This is a genomic window from Cytobacillus sp. QJM3NY_8 (assembly GCF_056173585.1).
Genome location: NZ_CM149681.1, coordinates 358,637 through 377,668 on the forward strand (window position 1 = coordinate 358,637; position 19,032 = coordinate 377,668).

Consider the following 19,032-nt stretch of genomic DNA (forward strand, 5'->3'; position numbering starts at 1 on the left):
GCTCCGTGAAAAAACTGATGATGCTTGCTTTATCTCTAACCCTTCTGCTAGCAGGCTGTGCGCCTAATTTTAATAAGCAGGAGGAAGTTGTTCAGGAAGACAAGAACGAAAAGGATAAGGCAATCATTCCGAACTATAAAATTTCTGAAAAGTATTATCGAACACTGCTGCCTTTTGAACCAAGTGAATCCAGAGGTCTCGTGGTCAATAATGTAAACACCAAATATGATATCAATGAATTTGAGACAGGACTTATGAGAGTTGCGCAAAACACGTTTGATCCTGATAAATACTTATTCCAGGAAGGACAGTATCTAAAGAGAGGCACAGTCCAGGCTTGGCTAAACCGTAAATTCACTGATGCTCAGCTGAAGGAACGCGAAATGAAGGCAGAAGACAATATCGGCTTAAATCCAATGATCGCAGATGGCGGAGATATTGATAAAAACAATGAAAAAAGCCCGATCTACCTTGCCCATATTCTTGAACACAACTATTTGCTGAAAAATGATGATGGAAAAGTGGGGCTCGGCGGTGTTGTAATTGGCCTTGCCATGAACTCTGTCCATTATTATCAAAAGGAACAATATGGTGCCACTTTCGAAACAAAGATTGACCAAGATGTCATCGAACGGGAAGGTAAAAAGCTGGCTGAAGAAGTACTGCAGAGAGTACGGCAAATCAAAGGCCTGAAAGATGTGCCGGTAACCATTGCTTTGTTTGAACAGCAATCAAGAACTTCGGTGGTGCCAGGCAGCTTCTTTACATACGCTACGGCGGATAAAGGAAGCACTAAGCTTGGCGGATGGGAAGACGTCAACGAGAAATATGTCCTTTTCCCTTCAAACACGGCTGAAAAAAATCATCGAGATGATTTAACGGCTTTTCTTAACTTTAAACAGGATGTAGAAACCTATTTCCCAAACTTCAATGGAGTTATCGGGAAAGCCTTCTACGCTCAGGACCAATTGCAGGAAGTTAATATTGATATCCCAATCCAATTCTATGGAAAAGCAGAAGCGATTGGATTTACCCAGTATGTAACAGGGCTTGTCGTCAAACACTTCCCTGAATACATCTCAGTCCAGGTGAATATCTCATCTGTCAACGGACCGGAAGCGCTAGTAGTCCGGAAAGCAGACCAAAGCGAACCTTTTGTCCACATCTATCAATAGAACCAGGGTACCCAGAAGTGCAGAAGATGCATCTTCTGGGTTTTTTAATTTCAGGAAAGAGGGTTACGGGCATTGTGGAAAATTGGAAGCAGTTTGAGAAAATCTGGTGTCATAGAGGCTTCATGAAGACGAAAAAGGAAGTGGAACGAGGAAAATGGTCATCATAGAGTATTCATGAAGACGAAAAAGGAAGATGCTCGAGGAAAATGGTCGTCATAAAGGCTTCATGACGACGAAAAAGGAAGAGGCTCAGGAAAATGGTAGTCATAGAGGGTTCATGACGACGAAAAAGAAAGAGGAACGAGGAAAATGGTAGTCATAGAGGGTTCATGACGACGAAAAAGAAAGAGGAACGAGGAAAATGGTCGCCATAGAGGGGTTCATGACGACGAAAAAGGAAGAGGCACGAGGAAAGTGGTCGTCATAGAAGGCAATGGCGACACAATAGAGAGATGCAAGAATAAGGGTCCCCATAAAAGTTCATAGCTGTAAAAATGATAAGAAGTAAACAAAAATGATATTCACTGCTAAAAAATAACAGCACTAAAATTTTTTATATAACAGTTTTATCCAAAACCTGCCCTAAGAATCTTCAACCCCTTATCCTTCTAAGTAAAACTGCAATTTCTCTCGAAGGATGTTAATATATAACATCAGCGGAGAATGTTTGAAGATAATGTTATTTTCGTGTTAATATAGTGTTTGGATGAAAACGTTTTAAGAGAATAGCAGACCTTTCTCCAGCATGTTTATAAAACGGGGCGGGGCGCTACGATCTGGCGTTTGATATTTGTACACACAGGAGGCGGTAAAAATGGTACAACCTTATAAGCATGAGCCATTCACGAATTTTAAAGAAGAAGAAAATCGTGAAGCATATTTAAAGGGTTTACAAACTGTAGAAAGCTATTTGGGCCAGGATTATGATCTTTTAATTGGCGGAGAGCGCATTTCTACTGAAGATAAAATTGTATCAATCAATCCTTCTAATAAAGAAGAAGTAGTTGGCCGTGTTTCAAAGGCAAACCGCGAGCTTGCGGAAAAAGCAATGCAGGCTGCTGTTGAAGCATTCAAAACATGGAGAAAAGTGAAGCCGGAAACACGCGCAGATGTTTTATTCAAAGCTGCTGCGATCATCCGCCGCCGTAAGCATGAGTTTTCTGCCCTTTTAACAAAGGAAGCAGGGAAGCCTTGGAACGAGGCAGATGCTGATACTGCGGAAGCCATTGACTTCCTTGAGTACTATGCACGCCAAATCTTAAAAATCAAAGACGGTGTTCCAGTCAACAGCCGTCCGAACGAATATAACCGTTATGACTACATTCCATTGGGAGTGGGCATCATCATCTCTCCTTGGAACTTCCCGCTTGCAATCATGGCCGGCACTACTGTTGCCGCGATCGTGGCAGGAAATACAGTTCTATTAAAACCAGCTTCTACAACACCGGTTGTGGCTGCGAAATTTGTTGAAGTGATGGAAGAGGCAGGCCTTCCGAAGGGCGTGCTGAACTTCGTGCCGGGCAGCGGTGCAGAAGTGGGCGACTATTTGGTTGACCATAAAGACACTCGCTTCATCTCCTTCACGGGTTCACGCGACGTTGGTCTTCGCATCAACGAGCGTGCTTCCAAGCTAAACGAAGGCCAAATCTGGCTAAAGCGTGTGATCGCTGAAATGGGCGGTAAGGACACAATCGTTGTGGACAAAGAAGCAGACCTTGAATTGGCAGCTACTTCAATCGTTGCCTCTGCTTTCGGATTCTCCGGCCAGAAGTGTTCTGCATGTTCACGTGCGGTTGTAGTAGAAGATGTATACGATCAGGTTCTTAACCGTGTGGTGGAACTGACTAACGAATTAACGCAGGGCAATCCTGAAGACCAGAGCAATTACATGGGTCCAGTGATTGACCAGGGCGCATTTGATAAAATTATGAGCTACATCGAAATCGGCAAAGAAGAAGGCAAGCTGATGACGGGCGGAGAAGGAGACAGCTCGAAAGGCTTCTTCATCAAGCCGACAGTATTCGCAGACCTTGCCCCGGATGCACGCTTAATGCAGGAAGAGATCTTTGGACCTGTCGTTGGCTTCACAAAGGCAAAAGATTTCGATCATGCGCTTGAAATCGCCAACAACACCGAGTACGGCTTAACAGGTGCTGTGATCACACAGAACCGTGAGCACATCCAAAAAGCGCGCGAAGACTTCCATGTTGGAAACTTATACTTCAACCGCGGCTGTACAGGCGCGATTGTTGGATACCAGCCATTCGGCGGATTCAACATGTCAGGAACTGACTCCAAGGCGGGCGGCCCTGACTACATTCTTCTGCATATGCAGGCGAAGACTACTTCTGAAATGTATTAATAAACCTCCGATTGGAGGCGGGAACAGCAACTTGGTTGCTGTTCCTTTTTTATTGGATATTCAGGACTTTGAAGTATATGATGAAAATAAGCCTATAGATTGGAGTGATGCGAAAATGCCAAACAAAGCTTTGATTAATATCGATTACACAAATGATTTTGTAGCGGAAGGCGGTGCGCTGACATGCGGTAAGCCTGGACAGCTGCTGGAAAAGAAGATCGCGGACCTTACAGGAGAGTTTATCGCGAGTGGGCATTTCACTGTTTTTGCCATTGATGTTCATGATGAAGGAGACATCCATCACCCAGAAACAAAATTATTTCCGCCGCATAATATCAGGAACACGGAGGGAAGAAATCTGTACGGTTTATTGCAGCAGATTTATGAAACAAACAAAGACGCTGAAAATGTTTATTTCATGGACAAAACAAGATATTCTGCATTTGCAGGAACCGATCTCGAGATAAAACTGAGGGAACGCGGTGTTGAGGAGGTGCACCTGGTCGGTGTATGCACAGACATTTGCGTGCTTCATACAGCAGTCGATGCTTATAATAAAGGGTTTAAAATAGTGATTTATAAAGATGCTGTTGCTTCATTTGATCAGGAGGGTCATCAGTGGGCCTTAAGGCATTTTGCAAATACGCTTGGAGCAGAAGTAATTTAATGATTCCTGCTTTGTAATTAAGCCGGCAACACAAAATATTGATTCCCGGCTCAAGCCTGTAATTGTATGGATGAACGACAGACATACAAAAAACCCTCTCCACAAAGGAAGAGGGTTGCTGCAATTAATTTTTAAGGACAGACTTATATTGATTGTACTGCTCCTGAACTTCCTTTGAAGGTGCTTTATCCAGAAGGCTGACGATGATGATCGCTAGACCTGCAAATAGGAAGCCGGGCGCCAATTCATACAAATCAAACAGTCCGCCGGTAAGCTGTGCCCAAACAATTACTGTTACGGCACCAACAATAATGCCGGCAAGGGCGCCATTCCGTGTCATGCGCTTCCAGAACAGGCTCAGGATGATAACTGGCCCGAAGGCTGCACCAAATCCGGCCCAAGCATAACTGACAAGTTCCAACACCTTGCTTTCTGGGTTATACCCTAAGAAGATGGCAATAATGGCAATGCCCAGTACAGCAATTCTGCCAACAATCATTTCTTCCTTTTTGGAAGCATTTCTTCTGAAGATGGATTTATAAAAATCCTGCGCCAGTGCACTTGAAGAAACGAGCAATTGAGAGTCAACTGTGCTCATGATTGCTGAGAGAATGGCTGCTAATAAGAATCCAGCTACCCATGGATTAAATAGTACCTGTGAAAACATGATGAATACTGTTTCAGAATTGGCAAGCGGTGCATCTGCAAAATAGGCGATGCCGGCAAACCCTACAAACAGTGCTCCAAATAACGAAAGAACCATCCACGTCATACCGATCAAGCGGGCTTTTGGAACGTCGTTTGTTGATTTTAATCCCATAAAGCGGACAAGGATATGCGGCTGTCCAAAGTAGCCAAGCCCCCATGCCAGCAGGGAAACTACGCCAACAAAAGTGGCTCCTGAAGCAACATCTAAATGTGTTGGATCTATCGCGCTGATCTGATCTAGTGTTTCATTCCAACCGCCAAGCTCCTGAATCGCTGTAATCGGAATGATAATCAAGGCTAAGAACATTAAAATGCCTTGAATAAAGTCTGTCCAGCTGGCTGCAAGGAAGCCGCCAAATAATGTGTATGACAAAATGACAGCAGCTCCGACCCAAAGAGCGAGTGTATAATCCATCCCGAATGAATTTTCTAATAGAATGGCACCGCCGACCAGGCTGGAAGAAGTATAGAAAGTGAAAAAGACTAATATGACGATTGCAGAAACTACCCGCAGCAATTTTGAAGTATCATGGAACCGGTTTTCAAAATACCCGGGAACTGTAATCGAATCGTTGGCTACTTCTGTGTAGACACGCAGTGGCTTAGCAACAAACTGCCAATTCAGATAGGCACCGGCTGCCAGACCGATAGGAAGCCATATTTCACCCATACCGCCTAAGTAAACAGCTCCAGGCAATCCCAGCATTAACCATCCGCTCATATCAGAAGCTCCGGCACTCAAGGCTGCAACTCCAGCTCCAAGCCCTCGTCCGCCTAAAACATAATCAGATAAATCTTTAGTCATTCTGGCTGCAAGCACGCCAATCAGCAGCATGCCGACCAGATAAACAATAATGGCAATTAAAGTTGGTATATTTATATCCATACTTATTTATCCTCTCCTTTCAACAAAATATGAGATGCCTGATAGTACGATCAATAATGGCATTGGAATAAGAAGCCAAAGCCACGTCGCCATAGTGAAATCCATATGTTCACCCCCATTTTTCTATTTATGTCCCCATTAAAACATACGTGGAAAAGTTCCTTTTATACAGTAACATGCAGTTTTGTGTTTGTGGAAAAATCGGTTTGGGGAATGGTCCACTTTGAAAAGACGTTTATTATCATAACATAATAAAGGTTGAGGGACAAAAAACCTTGTAAGCTACAAAGATATAAATGTATAAAAATACGTTATTTCGCATTAATTTGCTGTTATATCACATATATCAACATATCTATTCATCTAAATTTATAAAATTAAGTTGGCGAAAAGAGCTATTTTATTGGATAGATTAGAGAATTAGCGGTAAATTTTGAAAATTTTTTTAAAAAGGGGTTCCCATTAAGAAATCTCTGTTATATAATACAAAACATAGATGGTTAATTGTTTTATAACAACTTAGACTTATATCATAACAGCTAATAATTTAATACCTGTTGTGATACAGAAATGCAGTGCAACTGGGATTTTGCTCAAATGATGATTTTCTAAATTAAAAGGAGGATTTAATCAAATGGCAGATGAAAGAGTGCGTCAGTTACAGGAAAGCTGGGAAATGGATGAACGCTGGAATGGAGTAGAAAGACCGTATACGGCTGAGGAAGTCATTAAATTAAGAGGGTCAATTGATATTGAACATACATTAGCGCGTCGTGGTGCAGAGAAGCTGTGGAAGCTTGTGAATGAAGAAGAATTCGTTAATGCATTAGGGGCGTTAACGGGAAACCAGGCTGTCCAGCAGGTTAAGGCTGGGCTGAAGGCCATATACTTAAGCGGCTGGCAGGTTGCTGCAGATGCGAATCTGTCCGGAAATATGTACCCGGACCAAAGTCTATATCCGGCCAACAGTGTTCCGAGTGTTGTAAAACGAATTAATCAGGCCCTTCAGCGAGCTGACCAGATTCATCATATGGAAGGCGATCATTCCATTGACTGGTTCGCTCCGATTGTAGCAGATGCGGAAGCAGGATTCGGCGGCCAGCTTAATGTATTTGAACTTATGAAAGGCATGATTGAATCGGGTGCCGGCGGAGTACACTTTGAGGACCAGCTATCTTCTGAGAAGAAATGCGGCCACCTTGGCGGAAAGGTTTTGCTGCCTACCCAGACTGCTGTTAAGAATTTAATTTCTGCAAGATTGGCAGCGGATGTTATGGGCGTGCCGACTGTCATTGTCGCACGGACTGATGCCAACGCTGCAGACTTAATAACCAGCGATGTGGACCCTTATGATTCACCTTTCATTACCGGGGAACGCACACCTGAAGGTTTCTTCCGTACAAAGGCAGGTCTTGACCAAGCGATCGCTCGGGGATTGGCGTATGCTCCTTATGCAGACCTGGTATGGTGTGAAACCTCAGAACCGGATCTTGATGAAGCGAGACGCTTTGCTGAAGCAATCCATGAAAAATTCCCTGGCAAGCTGTTAGCGTATAATTGCTCTCCTTCATTCAATTGGAAGAAAAAGCTCGATGACGAAACGATTGCAAAATTCCAGGTTGAGCTCGGCAAAATGGGCTATAAGTTCCAGTTTGTTACTTTGGCAGGATTCCATGCGCTAAACCATAGCATGTTTGAACTGGCTCGCGGCTATAAAGACCGCGGAATGGCAGCGTACTCTGAACTGCAGCAGGCCGAGTTTGCCAGCGAAACACATGGCTACACGGCGACAAGACATCAGCGTGAAGTGGGTACCGGCTATTTTGACCAGGTTTCCATGGTCATTACTGGAGGAACATCCTCGACAACAGCTTTGAAGGGATCCACTGAGGAAGAACAGTTTACTGAAAAGCAGGAAGCTTAAATTCTACCCGTATGTAACTTGATTTCTTACCTGTATATTCTCCTATTTTGAACCTCTCTTCCTGGAAGGGGGGTATTTTTTTGCTTAAGGGACAAGCACAGTACATGCTGCAAAAACATACATATTATATAGGCGAAATTTGAAATAGGACGTAATACTGAATACAATGGAAGCATTGAGGTCATATAAGGATGGAGGATGTACAATTGGCTGAAAATATAGATGATTATCTTCAACAGGGGATTCATGGACAAAAACAGACCAAGCCTGATGAGCGCCGCAAGTTTCTTGGCTCGCTTCGGGAGAGGGTGGTCATTGCCTTGAAGCAGCCGCAGATAAGGGAAGATGGAATCTATCCGCAGGTGGAAGAGGCCCTTAAAGCCAACAGCAAGGCTCATCTTTATCTAAATGGGAATATGAGCTACTCCTATTTATCAAAATATATAAAGCTTGCCTCAACCTATAAGGTCGAATATACAATCGTCACCAATAAAGATCATAATTCAGAGATCGGGCTGGTTCTAGCCTATGACTATGCGATTGATAAACCGGAAATTTTCGTGGAGAGGAAAACGGTCAAAGCAGAAGCAAAAAAAGAAAAAAAGGGCGGCCTATTTGCCAAACTATTCAAGCGGAAATGAGCAGCGTCTTCAGCGCTGCTCTATTTTGAGAGGAAAGCACCACAATACCGGCCGAAATGGGGATTTTACCGGTCAAGTTTTATAAAATACCGGCCGAAATGGGGATTTTACCGGTCAAATTTTTGTAAAATATCGGCCGAAATACGGGATTTACCGGCCAAAATTCAGCACTTACCGGCCCATTCGAGGTGTTCCGCTATCTATTCAAAGGCCCTTCAGGTACAGATGGGGATCCAAATCAGGACCTTCAATCACAATTGCAGTCATGCCAAGGTAAGAGCCTGATTCATGTTCCTCACCTTCAGACCAATAAACAGCGGTTCCTTTTTGGACTGCAATTTGCTCACCGCCAGCAGTTTTAACCCATCCTTCGCCGTCAACGATGAGAAATAGCTGGGGACAAGCTGCCGGATGCATGCCTAAAACACTATTATCCTTCAGGTGGATACACCCAACTGTAGCTGTTTTGTTCCGGATAATCGGGGTGATGCTGGCATTGTGGCTGCTGAATTGGGCAATTTCCCTGCTGACATCCAAATCAAATCGGAAAAATTCCATAATCGCACCTCCTGTATTTATTACCGCAACCCCCATTTATTCGGTTTCGCTTTTCATTTATCCTCTAAAAAGAGAAGCAAACACACAATTCACTGAACTCATGGTAAAATAAGCAGAAGATTGCTAAGCCAGCTGGCGTGCGCGTATTGCTTTAACGCGCGAAAGTTTGGTATGATCATAATAATTGTGCATTGACAGTATTCAATTTTTGGAGGTGGCATTAATGTCGAGAATTTCAATAGATCAGGTTAAGCATGTTGCACACCTGGCGCGACTTGCAATGACTGAGGAAGAAGCTGTTGCATACACCGAACAGCTGGACAAGATGATTTCATTTGCCGAACTGCTGAATGAGCTTGATACAGACCATGTTGAACCAACATCCCATGTTCTTGATATGAAGAATGTATTGAGAGAAGATAAGGCAAATAAGGGGCTTCCACAGGAAGAAGTTCTGAAAAATGCACCGGAACATCAGGATGGCTATATAAAAGTGCCGTCTATTATTGAATAGGGAGGGGAAAATGGTGAGTTTATTTGACCATAAGGTATCGGAACTTCATCAGCTTTTACATAAGAAAGAAATCACGGTTACCGACCTTGTCAGCGAATCGTACAAGCGAATCGGTGAAGTTGAAGATAAAGTACAGGCTTTCTTGACGCTTGATGAAGAAAAAGCCCGTGAAGCAGCTAAAAGAATGGATGGGAAAATTGGAACAGACGAGGCAAAAGGCCTTTTGTTCGGTATGCCAATCGGCGTGAAGGATAACATCGTAACGAAGGGGCTGCGCACCACCAGTGCGAGTAAAATCCTTGAAAACTTTGATCCAATTTATGATGCGACTGCTGCATCCAAATTACATAATGCTGAAACCATTACAATCGGTAAACTGAATATGGATGAATTTGCAATGGGATCATCCAATGAAAACTCAGGCTTTCAAGTAACCCGAAACCCATGGAATCTAGAAAGAGTTCCCGGAGGATCTTCCGGTGGTTCTGCTGCTTCTGTTGCAGCCGGTGAAGTTTTATTTTCTCTTGGATCAGACACAGGCGGCTCAATCAGACAGCCTGCTTCTTATTGCGGAGTTGTTGGGTTAAAGCCTACATATGGAAGAGTATCAAGATTCGGACTGATCGCGTTTGCCTCATCTCTGGACCAAATCGGGCCAATTACACGGACCGTTGAAGATAACGCATATCTGCTTCAGGCAATTTCAGGTGTGGATCCTATGGATTCTACTTCAGCAAATGTTGAGGTCCCAAGCTATGCGGAAAGCTTGACTGGGGATGTAAAGGGGCTGAGAATTGCCGTACCGAAAGAGTATTTGGCTGAAGGTGTGAATGAAGAGGTGCGCCAGTCAGTACTGGACGCCCTGAAAGTGTTAGAAAAACTTGGAGCAACATGGGAGGAAGTTTCCCTGCCGCATTCGAAATATGCACTGGCAACGTATTATCTGCTGTCCTCCTCTGAGGCATCGGCAAACCTGGCACGCTTTGATGGCGTACGCTATGGCTATAGAACAGCAGATCCTGAGAATTTAATCGATTTATACAAAAAGACCCGTGCAGAAGGCTTTGGTGATGAAGTGAAACGCCGCATCATGCTTGGCACATTCGCCTTAAGTTCAGGCTATTATGATGCTTACTATAAAAAGGCACAAAAGGTGCGTACACTGATTAAACAAGACTTTGAAAATGTTTTTGAAAAATATGATGTCATTATTGGACCGACAGCACCAACTCCTGCCTTTAAGATTGGTGAAAATACATCTGATCCGCTGACAATGTACGCAAATGATATTCTGACAATTCCAGTAAACCTTGCCGGCGTACCTGGAATCAGCGTACCTTGCGGATTCGCGGATGGATTGCCGCTTGGCCTTCAGATTATCGGAAAGCATTTTGATGAAAGCACTGTTTACCGCGTAGCGCATGCTTTTGAGCAGGCTACAGAATTCCATAAGCAAAAACCGGGACTGTAAGGGGGGGGGAACTTCATGAAATACGAAACGGTTATTGGACTTGAAGTACACGTTGAGCTAAAAACAGATTCAAAAATATTCTCGGCAAGCCCAAACCATTTTGGGGCAGAGCCTAACTCCAACACAACGGTCGTCGATCTTGGCTACCCTGGAGTGCTTCCTGTCATTAATAAAAAGGCAGTTGAATTCGGAATGAAAGCTGCGATGGCACTGAATTGTGAAATTGCACCTGTCACCAAATTTGACCGGAAGAATTATTTTTACCCGGATAACCCAAAAGCCTACCAGATTTCGCAATTCGATAAGCCAATTGGAGAGCATGGCTGGATTGAGATCGAAGTCGACGGCTATAAGAAAAAAATCGGCATTACGCGAATCCATCTTGAAGAAGATGCAGGAAAACTCTCTCATGCTAAAGGATATTCTCTTGTAGACTATAACCGCCAGGGTACCCCGCTGATTGAGATTGTGTCTGAGCCGGATATCCGCACGCCAAATGAAGCATACGCATATCTCGAGAAGTTAAAGTCCATCATCCAGTATACAGGCGTTTCTGACTGTAAAATGGAGGAGGGTTCACTTCGCTGTGATGCGAATATCTCCCTTCGTCCTGTGGGCCAGGAGGAATTTGGCACAAAGACAGAGCTTAAGAACCTGAACTCCTTTAACTTTGTCCGCAAAGGACTGGAGTATGAGGAGAAACGACAGGAAGAGATTTTAAGTTCAGGCGGTACAATCCAGCAGGAAACATTGCGCTATGATGAAGCAACCAATACAACCATTCTAATGAGGGTAAAAGAGGGTTCGGATGATTATCGTTATTTCCCTGAGCCTGATTTGCTTGATATCCATATTGATGAAGAGTGGAAAGAGCGCATTCGTGCTGAGATCCCTGAGCTTCCGGACCAAAGAAAGAACCGCTATATTGAAGAACTTGGGCTTCCTGCTTATGATGCAGCTGTCCTGACAGTCACGAAAGAAACATCCGATTTCTTTGAAGCGGCTGTCCAAGCAGGAGCTGACGCAAAGCAGGCTTCCAACTGGGTGATGGGTGAACTGTCAGCATACCTGAATGCTGAACAAAAAGAGCTGACAGATATAGCTCTGACACCAGAGGGACTTGCCGGCATGATTAAACTGATAGAAAATGGCACCATCTCTTCCAAAATTGCCAAAACCGTTTTCAAAGAACTGGTTGAAAATGGCGGAGATCCGGAAACAATCGTAAAAGAAAAAGGCCTGGTTCAGATTTCGGACGAAGGTGCACTTCTTAAGATTATCGGAGAAACGCTTGATGCGAATCCGCAATCGATTGAGGATTTCAAAAATGGAAAACAAAAAGCGATCGGCTTCCTTGTCGGCCAAATCATGAAAGCCACAAAAGGACAGGCCAACCCGCCGCTTGTCAACAAATTATTGCAGCAGGAAATTCAGAAAAGATAGCTATTTATCGGGGTATGAAATCATTCGGTTTCATGCCCCTTTTTTGTTTGAAGAAAACGGTCTTTCGACAAATACCCCTATTATTTCCCAGGAAAAGCTATATTTTACATGTCCTTCAGCGTTATAATTACAGGTATGAAATCTAAAAAAACCAGGTGATTAGAAATGGCCATTTTAAAAATAACAAATTTAGAAGAGCATGATGAGCATACAGTTGTATTTCCTCCATTTAGTCTGGAGATCTCTGCGGGCGAGGCCGCAGCAGTTCATACAAATACAAATGTAAGGAACGTATTATTGAGTATGTTCATGGGGACAATGCCGATTTCCAATGGAGAAATAAGGGTTAATGAAATTAGTGCGGCGATAGACAAACGCAAATTCTTGACGGGCATTGGAATCTTCTCCTTAAATGACGGGCTATATGAAAGATTAACGGCGAAGGAAAACTTCTCTTTTTATAAGAACCTATATGGATCGGAAATATCAATAGAAGAAGGGCTGCGTGCTGTTCAGCTGGATGCAGAGCGAAATCAGCAGGTTAGAAAGTTATCCTATTCACAAAAAAGACGAGTCCATTTTGGCCGTATGCTTTTTCAGAACCCTGCATTGTTTATTTTTGAAGAGCCAGACCAAAATATTGATTTGGAAACAAAGCGTGTCTTCATAAAATTGATAAGGAAACTTAATCAAAATGGGAAAGGTGTTTTAATACTAACTGGTAATTTGGAGAGTGCGCTTGCAGTGACCAACAAGGTTTATAGGCTTGGTGAAACCGGTCTGCTGGAGCTTGACGTTTTACAGGATGAACCGGATACAGCGGCGCAGGAACAGCATGCCGGTCTGCTGAGTGAAGAAACGCCAGCGGTACAGCCTGTTCGCTTCGAAAAAGTCCCTACAAAAGTGAACGATAAAATCGTATTATTCGACCCGCCTGAAATTGATTACATTGAAAGCAGCGATGGCCAATCCAATATTTTTATTAAAGGTGAAGTGTATCCAAGTGTATTTACTCTGGCAGAGCTGGAAAGAAAACTGCACCCCTATGGCTTCTTCAGATGCCACCGCTCTTATATTGTTAATCTGCAGAAGGTCCGGGAGGTCGTGACGTGGACAAGGAATAGTTTTACACTGGTGCTCAATGATGCTTCTAAATCATCAATCCCTTTATCAAAAGGGAAAATGGCGGAGTTAAAAGAAATGCTGGGGTTAAAATAAGCTCCATTCCACTTCTGTATTGCTCCATTCAGCCTCTGTAGTGCTCTTTTTATCTGGAATATAATGTGGGGGTTTTCTTTATGAATTAAGATGAATGCATAAGAAAACAAACCGCATGGAGGATGAAAATGGAGAATATCATTGAAGTCAAATCATTGGCCAAATACTTTTCAGATCAGCCAGCACTGGAAAATGTATCATTTAATGTAAAAAAGGGAGAGACTTTCGGGTTTTTAGGGCCAAGCGGATCCGGCAAAACAACTACCATAAAAATTCTAACCGCTCAATTAGCCCAGACAGATGGGGAGGCTTTAGTATTTGGGGTAAATGCTTCCAATCTGAAGAAAGAAGAATACCGTAAGAAAATCGGAATCCTGACTGATAATAGCGGTTTATATAGCCGTTTAACAATTTATGATAATTTAAAGCTGTACTGTGATCTTTATGATGTACCGGATAAGAGGATTGATGAAGTTCTGGGCATGGTCAATTTAATAGATGATAAGAAGAAGGCTGTTTCTAAACTATCAAAAGGGATGACTCAGCGTGTGACACTGGCACGGGCATTCTTGCATCAGCCTGAGCTGCTGTTTCTTGATGAACCGACTTCAGCACTTGATCCAGTAAATACAAAACATATTTATAAAGGCTTAAAAGACTTAAAAGAAAAAGGAACCACGATCTTTTTGACCACACACGATATGAATGAGGCTGAAACGCTATGTGACCGCGTTGCGTTCTTAAATAATGGGGCTATTCAATTGCTGGATTCACCTAAAGCGCTTCGCCGAAAATTTGCCGATCATACATTGACTGTTGAGCTGACCGATGGGAGCAAAGTAATTGTCGATAAAGGACCGGGCGGAGCACAAACTGTGTATGATTACATGTCTGGAAATAAAATTGTTTCCATCTATTCGAACGAACCGACTTTAGGGGATATTTTTGTAGAAGTAACAGGGAGGAAATTAGCATGACTTTTTCAATGAAACGATCTATGGCCATCTTATATAAGGATTATAAAGATGTTTCGAAAAATTTATATGTTTCTACTACCGTCTTCCTGCCCCTTGTTATGGCCGCGATTTATGGACGCATGGGTATTGAGGCAATCGATGCACATTATATGGTCATCAATATGATTTTTAGTTTAGTAGCAGCTTATGTGCAGTGCTCACTAATTGCAGAGGAAAAAGAAAAAAATACATTAAGGGGACTTATGCTGTCTCCTGCAAGTACCCTGGAGATATTATTCGGGAAAAGTTTATTGAGCTTTATTAGCACCATTGCCGTTATCATTATAGCTGCATTTTTAACTGGTTATAATCCTGATAATGTAATAATAGTTGGTATGGCTATTATTCTGTCTGCTATCTTTTATATTGGAATTGGCACATTGCTTGGATTGTTGACAAAATCCGTAATGGAAGCATCGGTTGTTATTTTGCCCATTATGATGATTTTTTCCTTTGGCTCGTTCTTGACCCCTTTTATAGAAAAATATCCAGTTTTAATATTTATTGAGTACTTGCCAAATCTGCAGCTCATTGACTTGGCTAATCAGATTGAAGCGGGGGCTGGCCTATCGGATGTATGGTCCCATCTGGCGGCAATAATTATATGGACTGCTGCTGTGTTTGCTCTAGTGGTCGCCGTATACAAAAAACGAATGATGGATTGATGACAAGGCCGGCCGCTTTTCGCCGGCCTTCGTTTTTTGCCGACAGCCTCTTTGTCTAATTTCCCAGGAAAAGATGTTTTTCTGCAAAATTAGACAGCAGTAATCAGAAGGAATGCTGGGGAGCCATACAGAATTAGTAATTAGTCATTTAGAAAAAAGGAGTGTTGATTAATGGAATTACTGGATTGGTTCCAAAAAGGGCTGAGTCTGCATGAATACATAGGGGGAATGAAAGTAAATAAAGATGAAATGATGGGCATTTACGATCGTTTCTCTTTATCAGATAAAGAGAAAGCAAGATTGGCAGAATTTAAGGACACTGGCATGAAAGTGATTGTACTCACTGAAGATTGGTGCGGAGATGCGATGCTGAATAATCCGATTCTGCTGAAAATCGCAGAGGAAGCAGGGATGGAAGTCCGTTTTATTTTAAGGGATCAGAATCTTGAGCTGATGGATCAATATTTGACTAACGGAACATCCAGAGCAATACCCATTTATATTTTTATAGATGAGGCGGGGAAGGAAAAAGCTGTTTGGGGACCTCGTGCCAAACAGGTTCAGGAAATGGTTGATGATGGAAGAAGTAAGCTCCCCGCACAGAATGCGGAAGACTTTAAGGACAAACAAATGAGCATGTACAGGAGACTAACTGCTTCCTATCAGGAGGATTCTAAGATCTGGCAATTTGTTGCTGATAGTATAGTAGATGCTATTGTTTCGGGGAAATAAAGGCGGAAGGATGTTTTAAATGGGCTGGAACCAGAATTCCATAACAGCGATGCTGGATATAAAATACCCTATTTTCCAGGCTCCTATGGCTGGAGGGATGACAACGCCGCAATTAATCAGCGGGGTATCCAATAGTGGAGGACTTGGAAATATGGGCGCAGGCTATATGAGTTCAGATGAAATAAGGAACGATATAAAACGGATTCGGAATCTGACAGATAAGCCATTTGGCGTTAATCTCTTTGTTCCGGATAGTGAGGCTTCGGCGGATGCAGAGGAAATCAGCAGCATGGAGGATGTACTCGCCGGATACAGCAGTGAGCTGGGTATGAAGGAAAAACCTTCTCTGCCAGAAAAGAATTATGCTGCTTTATACAGAAAACAGCTTGATGTTTTGATGGAGGAACAGGTGCCTGTTTGCAGCTTTACATTTGGCATTCCTGAATCTGCCATTATTTCTGAATTAAAGAAACAGGGTACGATTATTATTGGAACCGCAACCAATGTAAAAGAAGCAGTGGAATGGGAAGAGGCTGGCGCAGATGTGATTATTGCTCAGGGGGTTGAAGCCGGGGGGCACCGTGGAACTTTCGGCAGCGAAGAAAGCGGGCTTATTGGTTCCATGGCTCTAATACCACAGGTAGCAGATGCGGTCAGTTGTCCCGTGGCTGCTGCAGGGGGAATAATGGATTCCCGCGGCATTGCTGCTGCTATGATGCTTGGCGCAGCAGGAGTCCAGCTGGGAACTGCTTTTCTTACATGCAGGGAAAGCGGAGCTCACTCACTGTACAAACATGCACTATTAAATGCAAGGGAAGATCAGACAGCTGTGACGAAAGCATTTTCCGGAAAGCTTGCAAGAGGAATTCGCAACAGGTTCATGGAAGAGATGAAAGGTCTGCAGACATTGCCTTATCCATTACAGAATGATATGACAGCCCCTATTCGAAAACAGGCAGCCAAGCTGGAGCAGCCGGAGTTTATGTCATTATGGGCCGGACAGGGAGTGACACTGGCTGAAGAAGTAACAGTGAAGGAACTAATGATAAAACTTGTTATGGGGACAGAAACTTTATTGGATAAGTAAAAAGCAGTGCCCAGTGCGGCACTGCTTTGTCTTATTTGCCAGCCAATACGTTAGTAAGCGGCGGTACAATCTGCTTTTTGCGTGACACAACGCCCTTTAATACGGCACTGTTGTTTTCAAGTGTTACATCATAAGCTTTTTCAACTGCTGCAGCTTCTTTGCCAAGAGAAATGGCAACTGAGTCGTTGTTAAGGATGTCAGTTAAAACAAAAACAAAAAGGTCAAGCTCTTTATTATTGATATTTTCAGTAATGGCAGCTTCCAATTCTTCCTGGCGGCTTAATACGTCATTTAGGTCCACGGCATTAACCTGTGCGATTTCTGTTTTATAGCTGCCCATTTGGAATTCCTTAGCATCAAGGGAGATTAGCTCTTTCACGCTCTTCTTGCTTAAATCTGCTCCTGCTTTAAGCATTTCCAGACCATACTCTTCAGCGTTTACTCCCGCGATTTCAGCAAGCTCGCGTGCTGCTGAAACGTCCTGATCTGTGCATGTTGGAGATTTGAACAGCAAAGAATCGGAAATGATGGCCGAAAGCATTAAACCAGCTGTTTCCTTGCTGATTTCTACACCGTTTTCCTTGTACATTTTGTTCAGAATAGTTGCTGTGCAGCCAACAGGCTCTGCGCGGTAGTAAAGCGGATCGCTTGTTTCAAAGTTCGCTATGCGGTGGTGGTCAATAACCTCAAGGATTTTCACATCTCTGATATCATCAGCACTTTGCTGGAACTCATTATGGTCTACAAGGATTACTTCGCTTGCTTCTTTGGAAACTGCCTCAACAAGACGGGGAGCTTCAGCTTTAAAATAATTTAAAGCATATTGTGTTTCCTCATTTACCTGGCCCAGGCGGATTGGCTCAGCATCAACGCCTAATTTGTTTTTTAATTCTGCATAAGCAAGTGCTGAACAGATTGAGTCAGTGTCTGGGTTTTTGTGTCCGAATACAAATACTTTTGACATAAATCCTACTCCTTCTATATGTAATGTTGGTTTTGGCATGCTGTTATTTTACCATATTTCTAATGTAATGGCGGTACAGGGAAAAATCAAATTTTGTTTTTTCAATTGTTAGAGGAAGCTTGGATGTTTTGGAGAAATTAAATAAGAATAGTAAGGGGGAGACATACATGGGGAAAGTAGCCATAATTTCTGATATTCATGGAAATATCACAGCTCTGGAGGCGGTGCTGGACAATATCCGCGAACGCGGAATAGAGATTATTTTCTGCCTAGGTGATTTAATAGGAAAGGGGCCAAACTCCCTTAAAGCCGTTGAACGGATAAAAGAAACCTGTGAAGTGGTCCTCCTTGGAAACTGGGATGATTTCATGCAGAAGCCGCTGGACTTTGAAGAGGGCAGATGGCATCAGAGACAGCTTGGGGAAGAGGCGTTAGCCTATTTGGGAACTCTGCCATTCCATCACGATTTTTATATGAGCGGCAAATATGTCAGGCTCTACCATGCTTCCGCTAAAAGCATTTATCATCGGGTTGTACCGATGCGGGATTCTTATGAAGAAAAGCTGGCTATGTTTGAGAATACAGAAAATATTAATGCCGGAGAGGACGGGCTAATTCCGGATGTTGTCGGCTATGGTGATATTCATGCTGCTTTGATTGAACCGGTCCATCCGCATAGGACGCTTTTCAATACAGGAAGCGTTGGGAATTCCCTGGATATTCCTCAGGCAACCTATGCAATTTTGCATGGGGAATACTTATCGAAAGAGGCTGGGCCTTTCTCAATCGAAATTGTCCGGATTCCTTATGATATTGAAAAGGAAATAAGCATTGCCAAGGATATGGGTATGCCTAATATTGAGGCCTATGCGCTTGAGCTGCGCGAAGCGAAATATAGGGGGGCTCCTAAGAAAGTATAATCAACTGATAAGACAGACTAAAATAACCTGTACGCACATTAATAAAATTATCCGCACTTAAAACAAGGCTATGAGCACATA

Annotated in this window: 17 protein-coding genes; 14 read left to right on the plus strand and 3 right to left on the minus strand. The window is 43.1% G+C overall.

The window, feature by feature from the left end:
* Positions 1-5: 5 nt before the first annotated feature.
* From AC0VZ9_RS01910 to AC0VZ9_RS01920, 3 genes are all read left to right on the plus strand, one after another.
* Positions 6-1,175 (plus strand): CamS family sex pheromone protein, encoded by a 1,170-nt coding sequence (locus AC0VZ9_RS01910; RefSeq protein ID WP_019382927.1) that lies wholly within the window; start codon positions 6-8, stop codon positions 1,173-1,175.
* Positions 1,176-1,989: 814 nt separating this feature from the next.
* Positions 1,990-3,537: an L-glutamate gamma-semialdehyde dehydrogenase gene (pruA, locus tag AC0VZ9_RS01915; RefSeq protein WP_064328209.1), complete on the plus strand. Its 1,548-nt coding sequence runs from the start codon at positions 1,990-1,992 to the stop codon at positions 3,535-3,537.
* A gap of 115 nt (positions 3,538-3,652) precedes the next feature.
* Entirely contained in the window at positions 3,653-4,204 is a 552-nt protein-coding gene (locus AC0VZ9_RS01920; RefSeq protein WP_026041579.1) for a cysteine hydrolase family protein, read from the plus strand.
* Between the two features lie 124 nt (positions 4,205-4,328).
* Here the strand turns inward: AC0VZ9_RS01920 and putP are convergent, their stop codons facing one another.
* Positions 4,329-5,798: a sodium/proline symporter PutP gene (putP, locus tag AC0VZ9_RS01925; RefSeq protein WP_009335966.1), complete on the minus strand. Its 1,470-nt coding sequence runs from the start codon at positions 5,796-5,798 to the stop codon at positions 4,329-4,331.
* Positions 5,799-6,432: 634 nt separating this feature from the next.
* Here putP and aceA point away from each other — a divergent pair.
* Positions 6,433-7,722 (plus strand): isocitrate lyase, encoded by a 1,290-nt coding sequence (gene aceA / locus AC0VZ9_RS01930; RefSeq protein WP_475396986.1) that lies wholly within the window; start codon positions 6,433-6,435, stop codon positions 7,720-7,722.
* A 206-nt stretch (positions 7,723-7,928) separates the two neighbouring features.
* Positions 7,929-8,363, plus strand: a complete 435-nt coding sequence (locus AC0VZ9_RS01935) for a YueI family protein (protein WP_009335964.1) — start codon at positions 7,929-7,931, stop codon at positions 8,361-8,363.
* 204 nt (positions 8,364-8,567) lie between these two features.
* On the opposite strand, the gene AC0VZ9_RS01940 is transcribed toward AC0VZ9_RS01935, so the two are convergent.
* Positions 8,568-8,921 (minus strand): cupin domain-containing protein, encoded by a 354-nt coding sequence (locus tag AC0VZ9_RS01940; protein ID WP_019380120.1) that lies wholly within the window; start codon positions 8,919-8,921, stop codon positions 8,568-8,570.
* 223 nt (positions 8,922-9,144) lie between these two features.
* Here AC0VZ9_RS01940 and gatC point away from each other — a divergent pair, with 223 nt between their 5' ends.
* The 8 genes from gatC to AC0VZ9_RS01980 all read left to right on the plus strand — a co-directional run bounded on the left by gatC (position 9,145) and on the right by AC0VZ9_RS01980 (position 17,067).
* The gene (gene gatC, locus AC0VZ9_RS01945) at positions 9,145-9,435 is read left to right on the plus strand and encodes an Asp-tRNA(Asn)/Glu-tRNA(Gln) amidotransferase subunit GatC (RefSeq protein WP_009335962.1); all 291 of its coding nucleotides are present in this window, start codon (positions 9,145-9,147) and stop codon (positions 9,433-9,435) included.
* A 13-nt stretch (positions 9,436-9,448) separates the two neighbouring features.
* Positions 9,449-10,906, plus strand: a complete 1,458-nt coding sequence (gene gatA / locus AC0VZ9_RS01950; protein ID WP_026041578.1) for an Asp-tRNA(Asn)/Glu-tRNA(Gln) amidotransferase subunit GatA — start codon at positions 9,449-9,451, stop codon at positions 10,904-10,906.
* 15 nt (positions 10,907-10,921) lie between these two features.
* Positions 10,922-12,349, plus strand: coding sequence for an Asp-tRNA(Asn)/Glu-tRNA(Gln) amidotransferase subunit GatB (gene gatB / locus AC0VZ9_RS01955; protein ID WP_009335960.1), 1,428 nt, complete (start codon positions 10,922-10,924; stop codon positions 12,347-12,349).
* A gap of 165 nt (positions 12,350-12,514) precedes the next feature.
* Positions 12,515-13,567, plus strand: coding sequence for a LytTR family transcriptional regulator DNA-binding domain-containing protein (locus AC0VZ9_RS01960; RefSeq protein ID WP_019380118.1), 1,053 nt, complete (start codon positions 12,515-12,517; stop codon positions 13,565-13,567).
* Positions 13,568-13,695: 128 nt separating this feature from the next.
* Entirely contained in the window at positions 13,696-14,544 is an 849-nt protein-coding gene (locus AC0VZ9_RS01965) for an ABC transporter ATP-binding protein (protein ID WP_009335958.1), read from the plus strand.
* Positions 14,541-15,248, plus strand: a complete 708-nt coding sequence (locus tag AC0VZ9_RS01970; RefSeq protein WP_019380117.1) for an ABC transporter permease — start codon at positions 14,541-14,543, stop codon at positions 15,246-15,248. Before AC0VZ9_RS01965 ends, AC0VZ9_RS01970 begins: the two co-directional genes overlap by 4 nt.
* Before the next feature lie 171 nt (positions 15,249-15,419).
* The gene (locus tag AC0VZ9_RS01975) at positions 15,420-15,980 is read left to right on the plus strand and encodes a thioredoxin family protein (protein ID WP_019380116.1); all 561 of its coding nucleotides are present in this window, start codon (positions 15,420-15,422) and stop codon (positions 15,978-15,980) included.
* A 19-nt stretch (positions 15,981-15,999) separates the two neighbouring features.
* Positions 16,000-17,067, plus strand: coding sequence for an NAD(P)H-dependent flavin oxidoreductase (locus AC0VZ9_RS01980; protein WP_009335955.1), 1,068 nt, complete (start codon positions 16,000-16,002; stop codon positions 17,065-17,067).
* A gap of 31 nt (positions 17,068-17,098) precedes the next feature.
* On the opposite strand, the gene AC0VZ9_RS01985 is transcribed toward AC0VZ9_RS01980, so the two are convergent.
* Positions 17,099-18,031: a manganese-dependent inorganic pyrophosphatase gene (locus AC0VZ9_RS01985; RefSeq protein ID WP_192908056.1), complete on the minus strand. Its 933-nt coding sequence runs from the start codon at positions 18,029-18,031 to the stop codon at positions 17,099-17,101.
* Positions 18,032-18,198: 167 nt separating this feature from the next.
* Between AC0VZ9_RS01985 and AC0VZ9_RS01990 the strand changes: the two genes are divergently transcribed.
* Positions 18,199-18,951 carry a metallophosphoesterase family protein gene (locus tag AC0VZ9_RS01990; RefSeq protein WP_009335953.1) on the plus strand — a complete coding sequence of 251 codons (753 nt, stop codon included), beginning with the start codon at positions 18,199-18,201 and terminating at the stop codon, positions 18,949-18,951.
* Positions 18,952-19,032: the final 81 nt, after the last annotated feature.

Excerpts from the sequence above, each read along its gene's own strand:
- pruA (WP_064328209.1), top strand. The coding sequence starts at position 1,990 with ATGGTACAACCTTATAAGCATGAGCCATTCACGAATTTTAAAGAAGAA.
- AC0VZ9_RS01920 (WP_026041579.1), top strand. The coding sequence starts at position 3,653 with ATGCCAAACAAAGCTTTGATTAATATCGATTACACAAATGATTTTGTA.
- putP (WP_009335966.1), bottom strand. The coding sequence starts at position 5,798 with ATGGATATAAATATACCAACTTTAATTGCCATTATTGTTTATCTGGTC.
- aceA (WP_475396986.1), top strand. The coding sequence starts at position 6,433 with ATGGCAGATGAAAGAGTGCGTCAGTTACAGGAAAGCTGGGAAATGGAT.
- AC0VZ9_RS01940 (WP_019380120.1), bottom strand. The coding sequence starts at position 8,921 with ATGGAATTTTTCCGATTTGATTTGGATGTCAGCAGGGAAATTGCCCAA.
- gatC (WP_009335962.1), top strand. The coding sequence starts at position 9,145 with ATGTCGAGAATTTCAATAGATCAGGTTAAGCATGTTGCACACCTGGCG.
- gatB (WP_009335960.1), top strand. The coding sequence starts at position 10,922 with ATGAAATACGAAACGGTTATTGGACTTGAAGTACACGTTGAGCTAAAA.
- AC0VZ9_RS01960 (WP_019380118.1), top strand. The coding sequence starts at position 12,515 with ATGGCCATTTTAAAAATAACAAATTTAGAAGAGCATGATGAGCATACA.
- AC0VZ9_RS01965 (WP_009335958.1), top strand. The coding sequence starts at position 13,696 with ATGGAGAATATCATTGAAGTCAAATCATTGGCCAAATACTTTTCAGAT.
- AC0VZ9_RS01970 (WP_019380117.1), top strand. The coding sequence starts at position 14,541 with ATGACTTTTTCAATGAAACGATCTATGGCCATCTTATATAAGGATTAT.
- AC0VZ9_RS01975 (WP_019380116.1), top strand. The coding sequence starts at position 15,420 with ATGGAATTACTGGATTGGTTCCAAAAAGGGCTGAGTCTGCATGAATAC.
- AC0VZ9_RS01980 (WP_009335955.1), top strand. The coding sequence starts at position 16,000 with ATGGGCTGGAACCAGAATTCCATAACAGCGATGCTGGATATAAAATAC.
- AC0VZ9_RS01985 (WP_192908056.1), bottom strand. The coding sequence starts at position 18,031 with ATGTCAAAAGTATTTGTATTCGGACACAAAAACCCAGACACTGACTCA.
- AC0VZ9_RS01990 (WP_009335953.1), top strand. The coding sequence starts at position 18,199 with ATGGGGAAAGTAGCCATAATTTCTGATATTCATGGAAATATCACAGCT.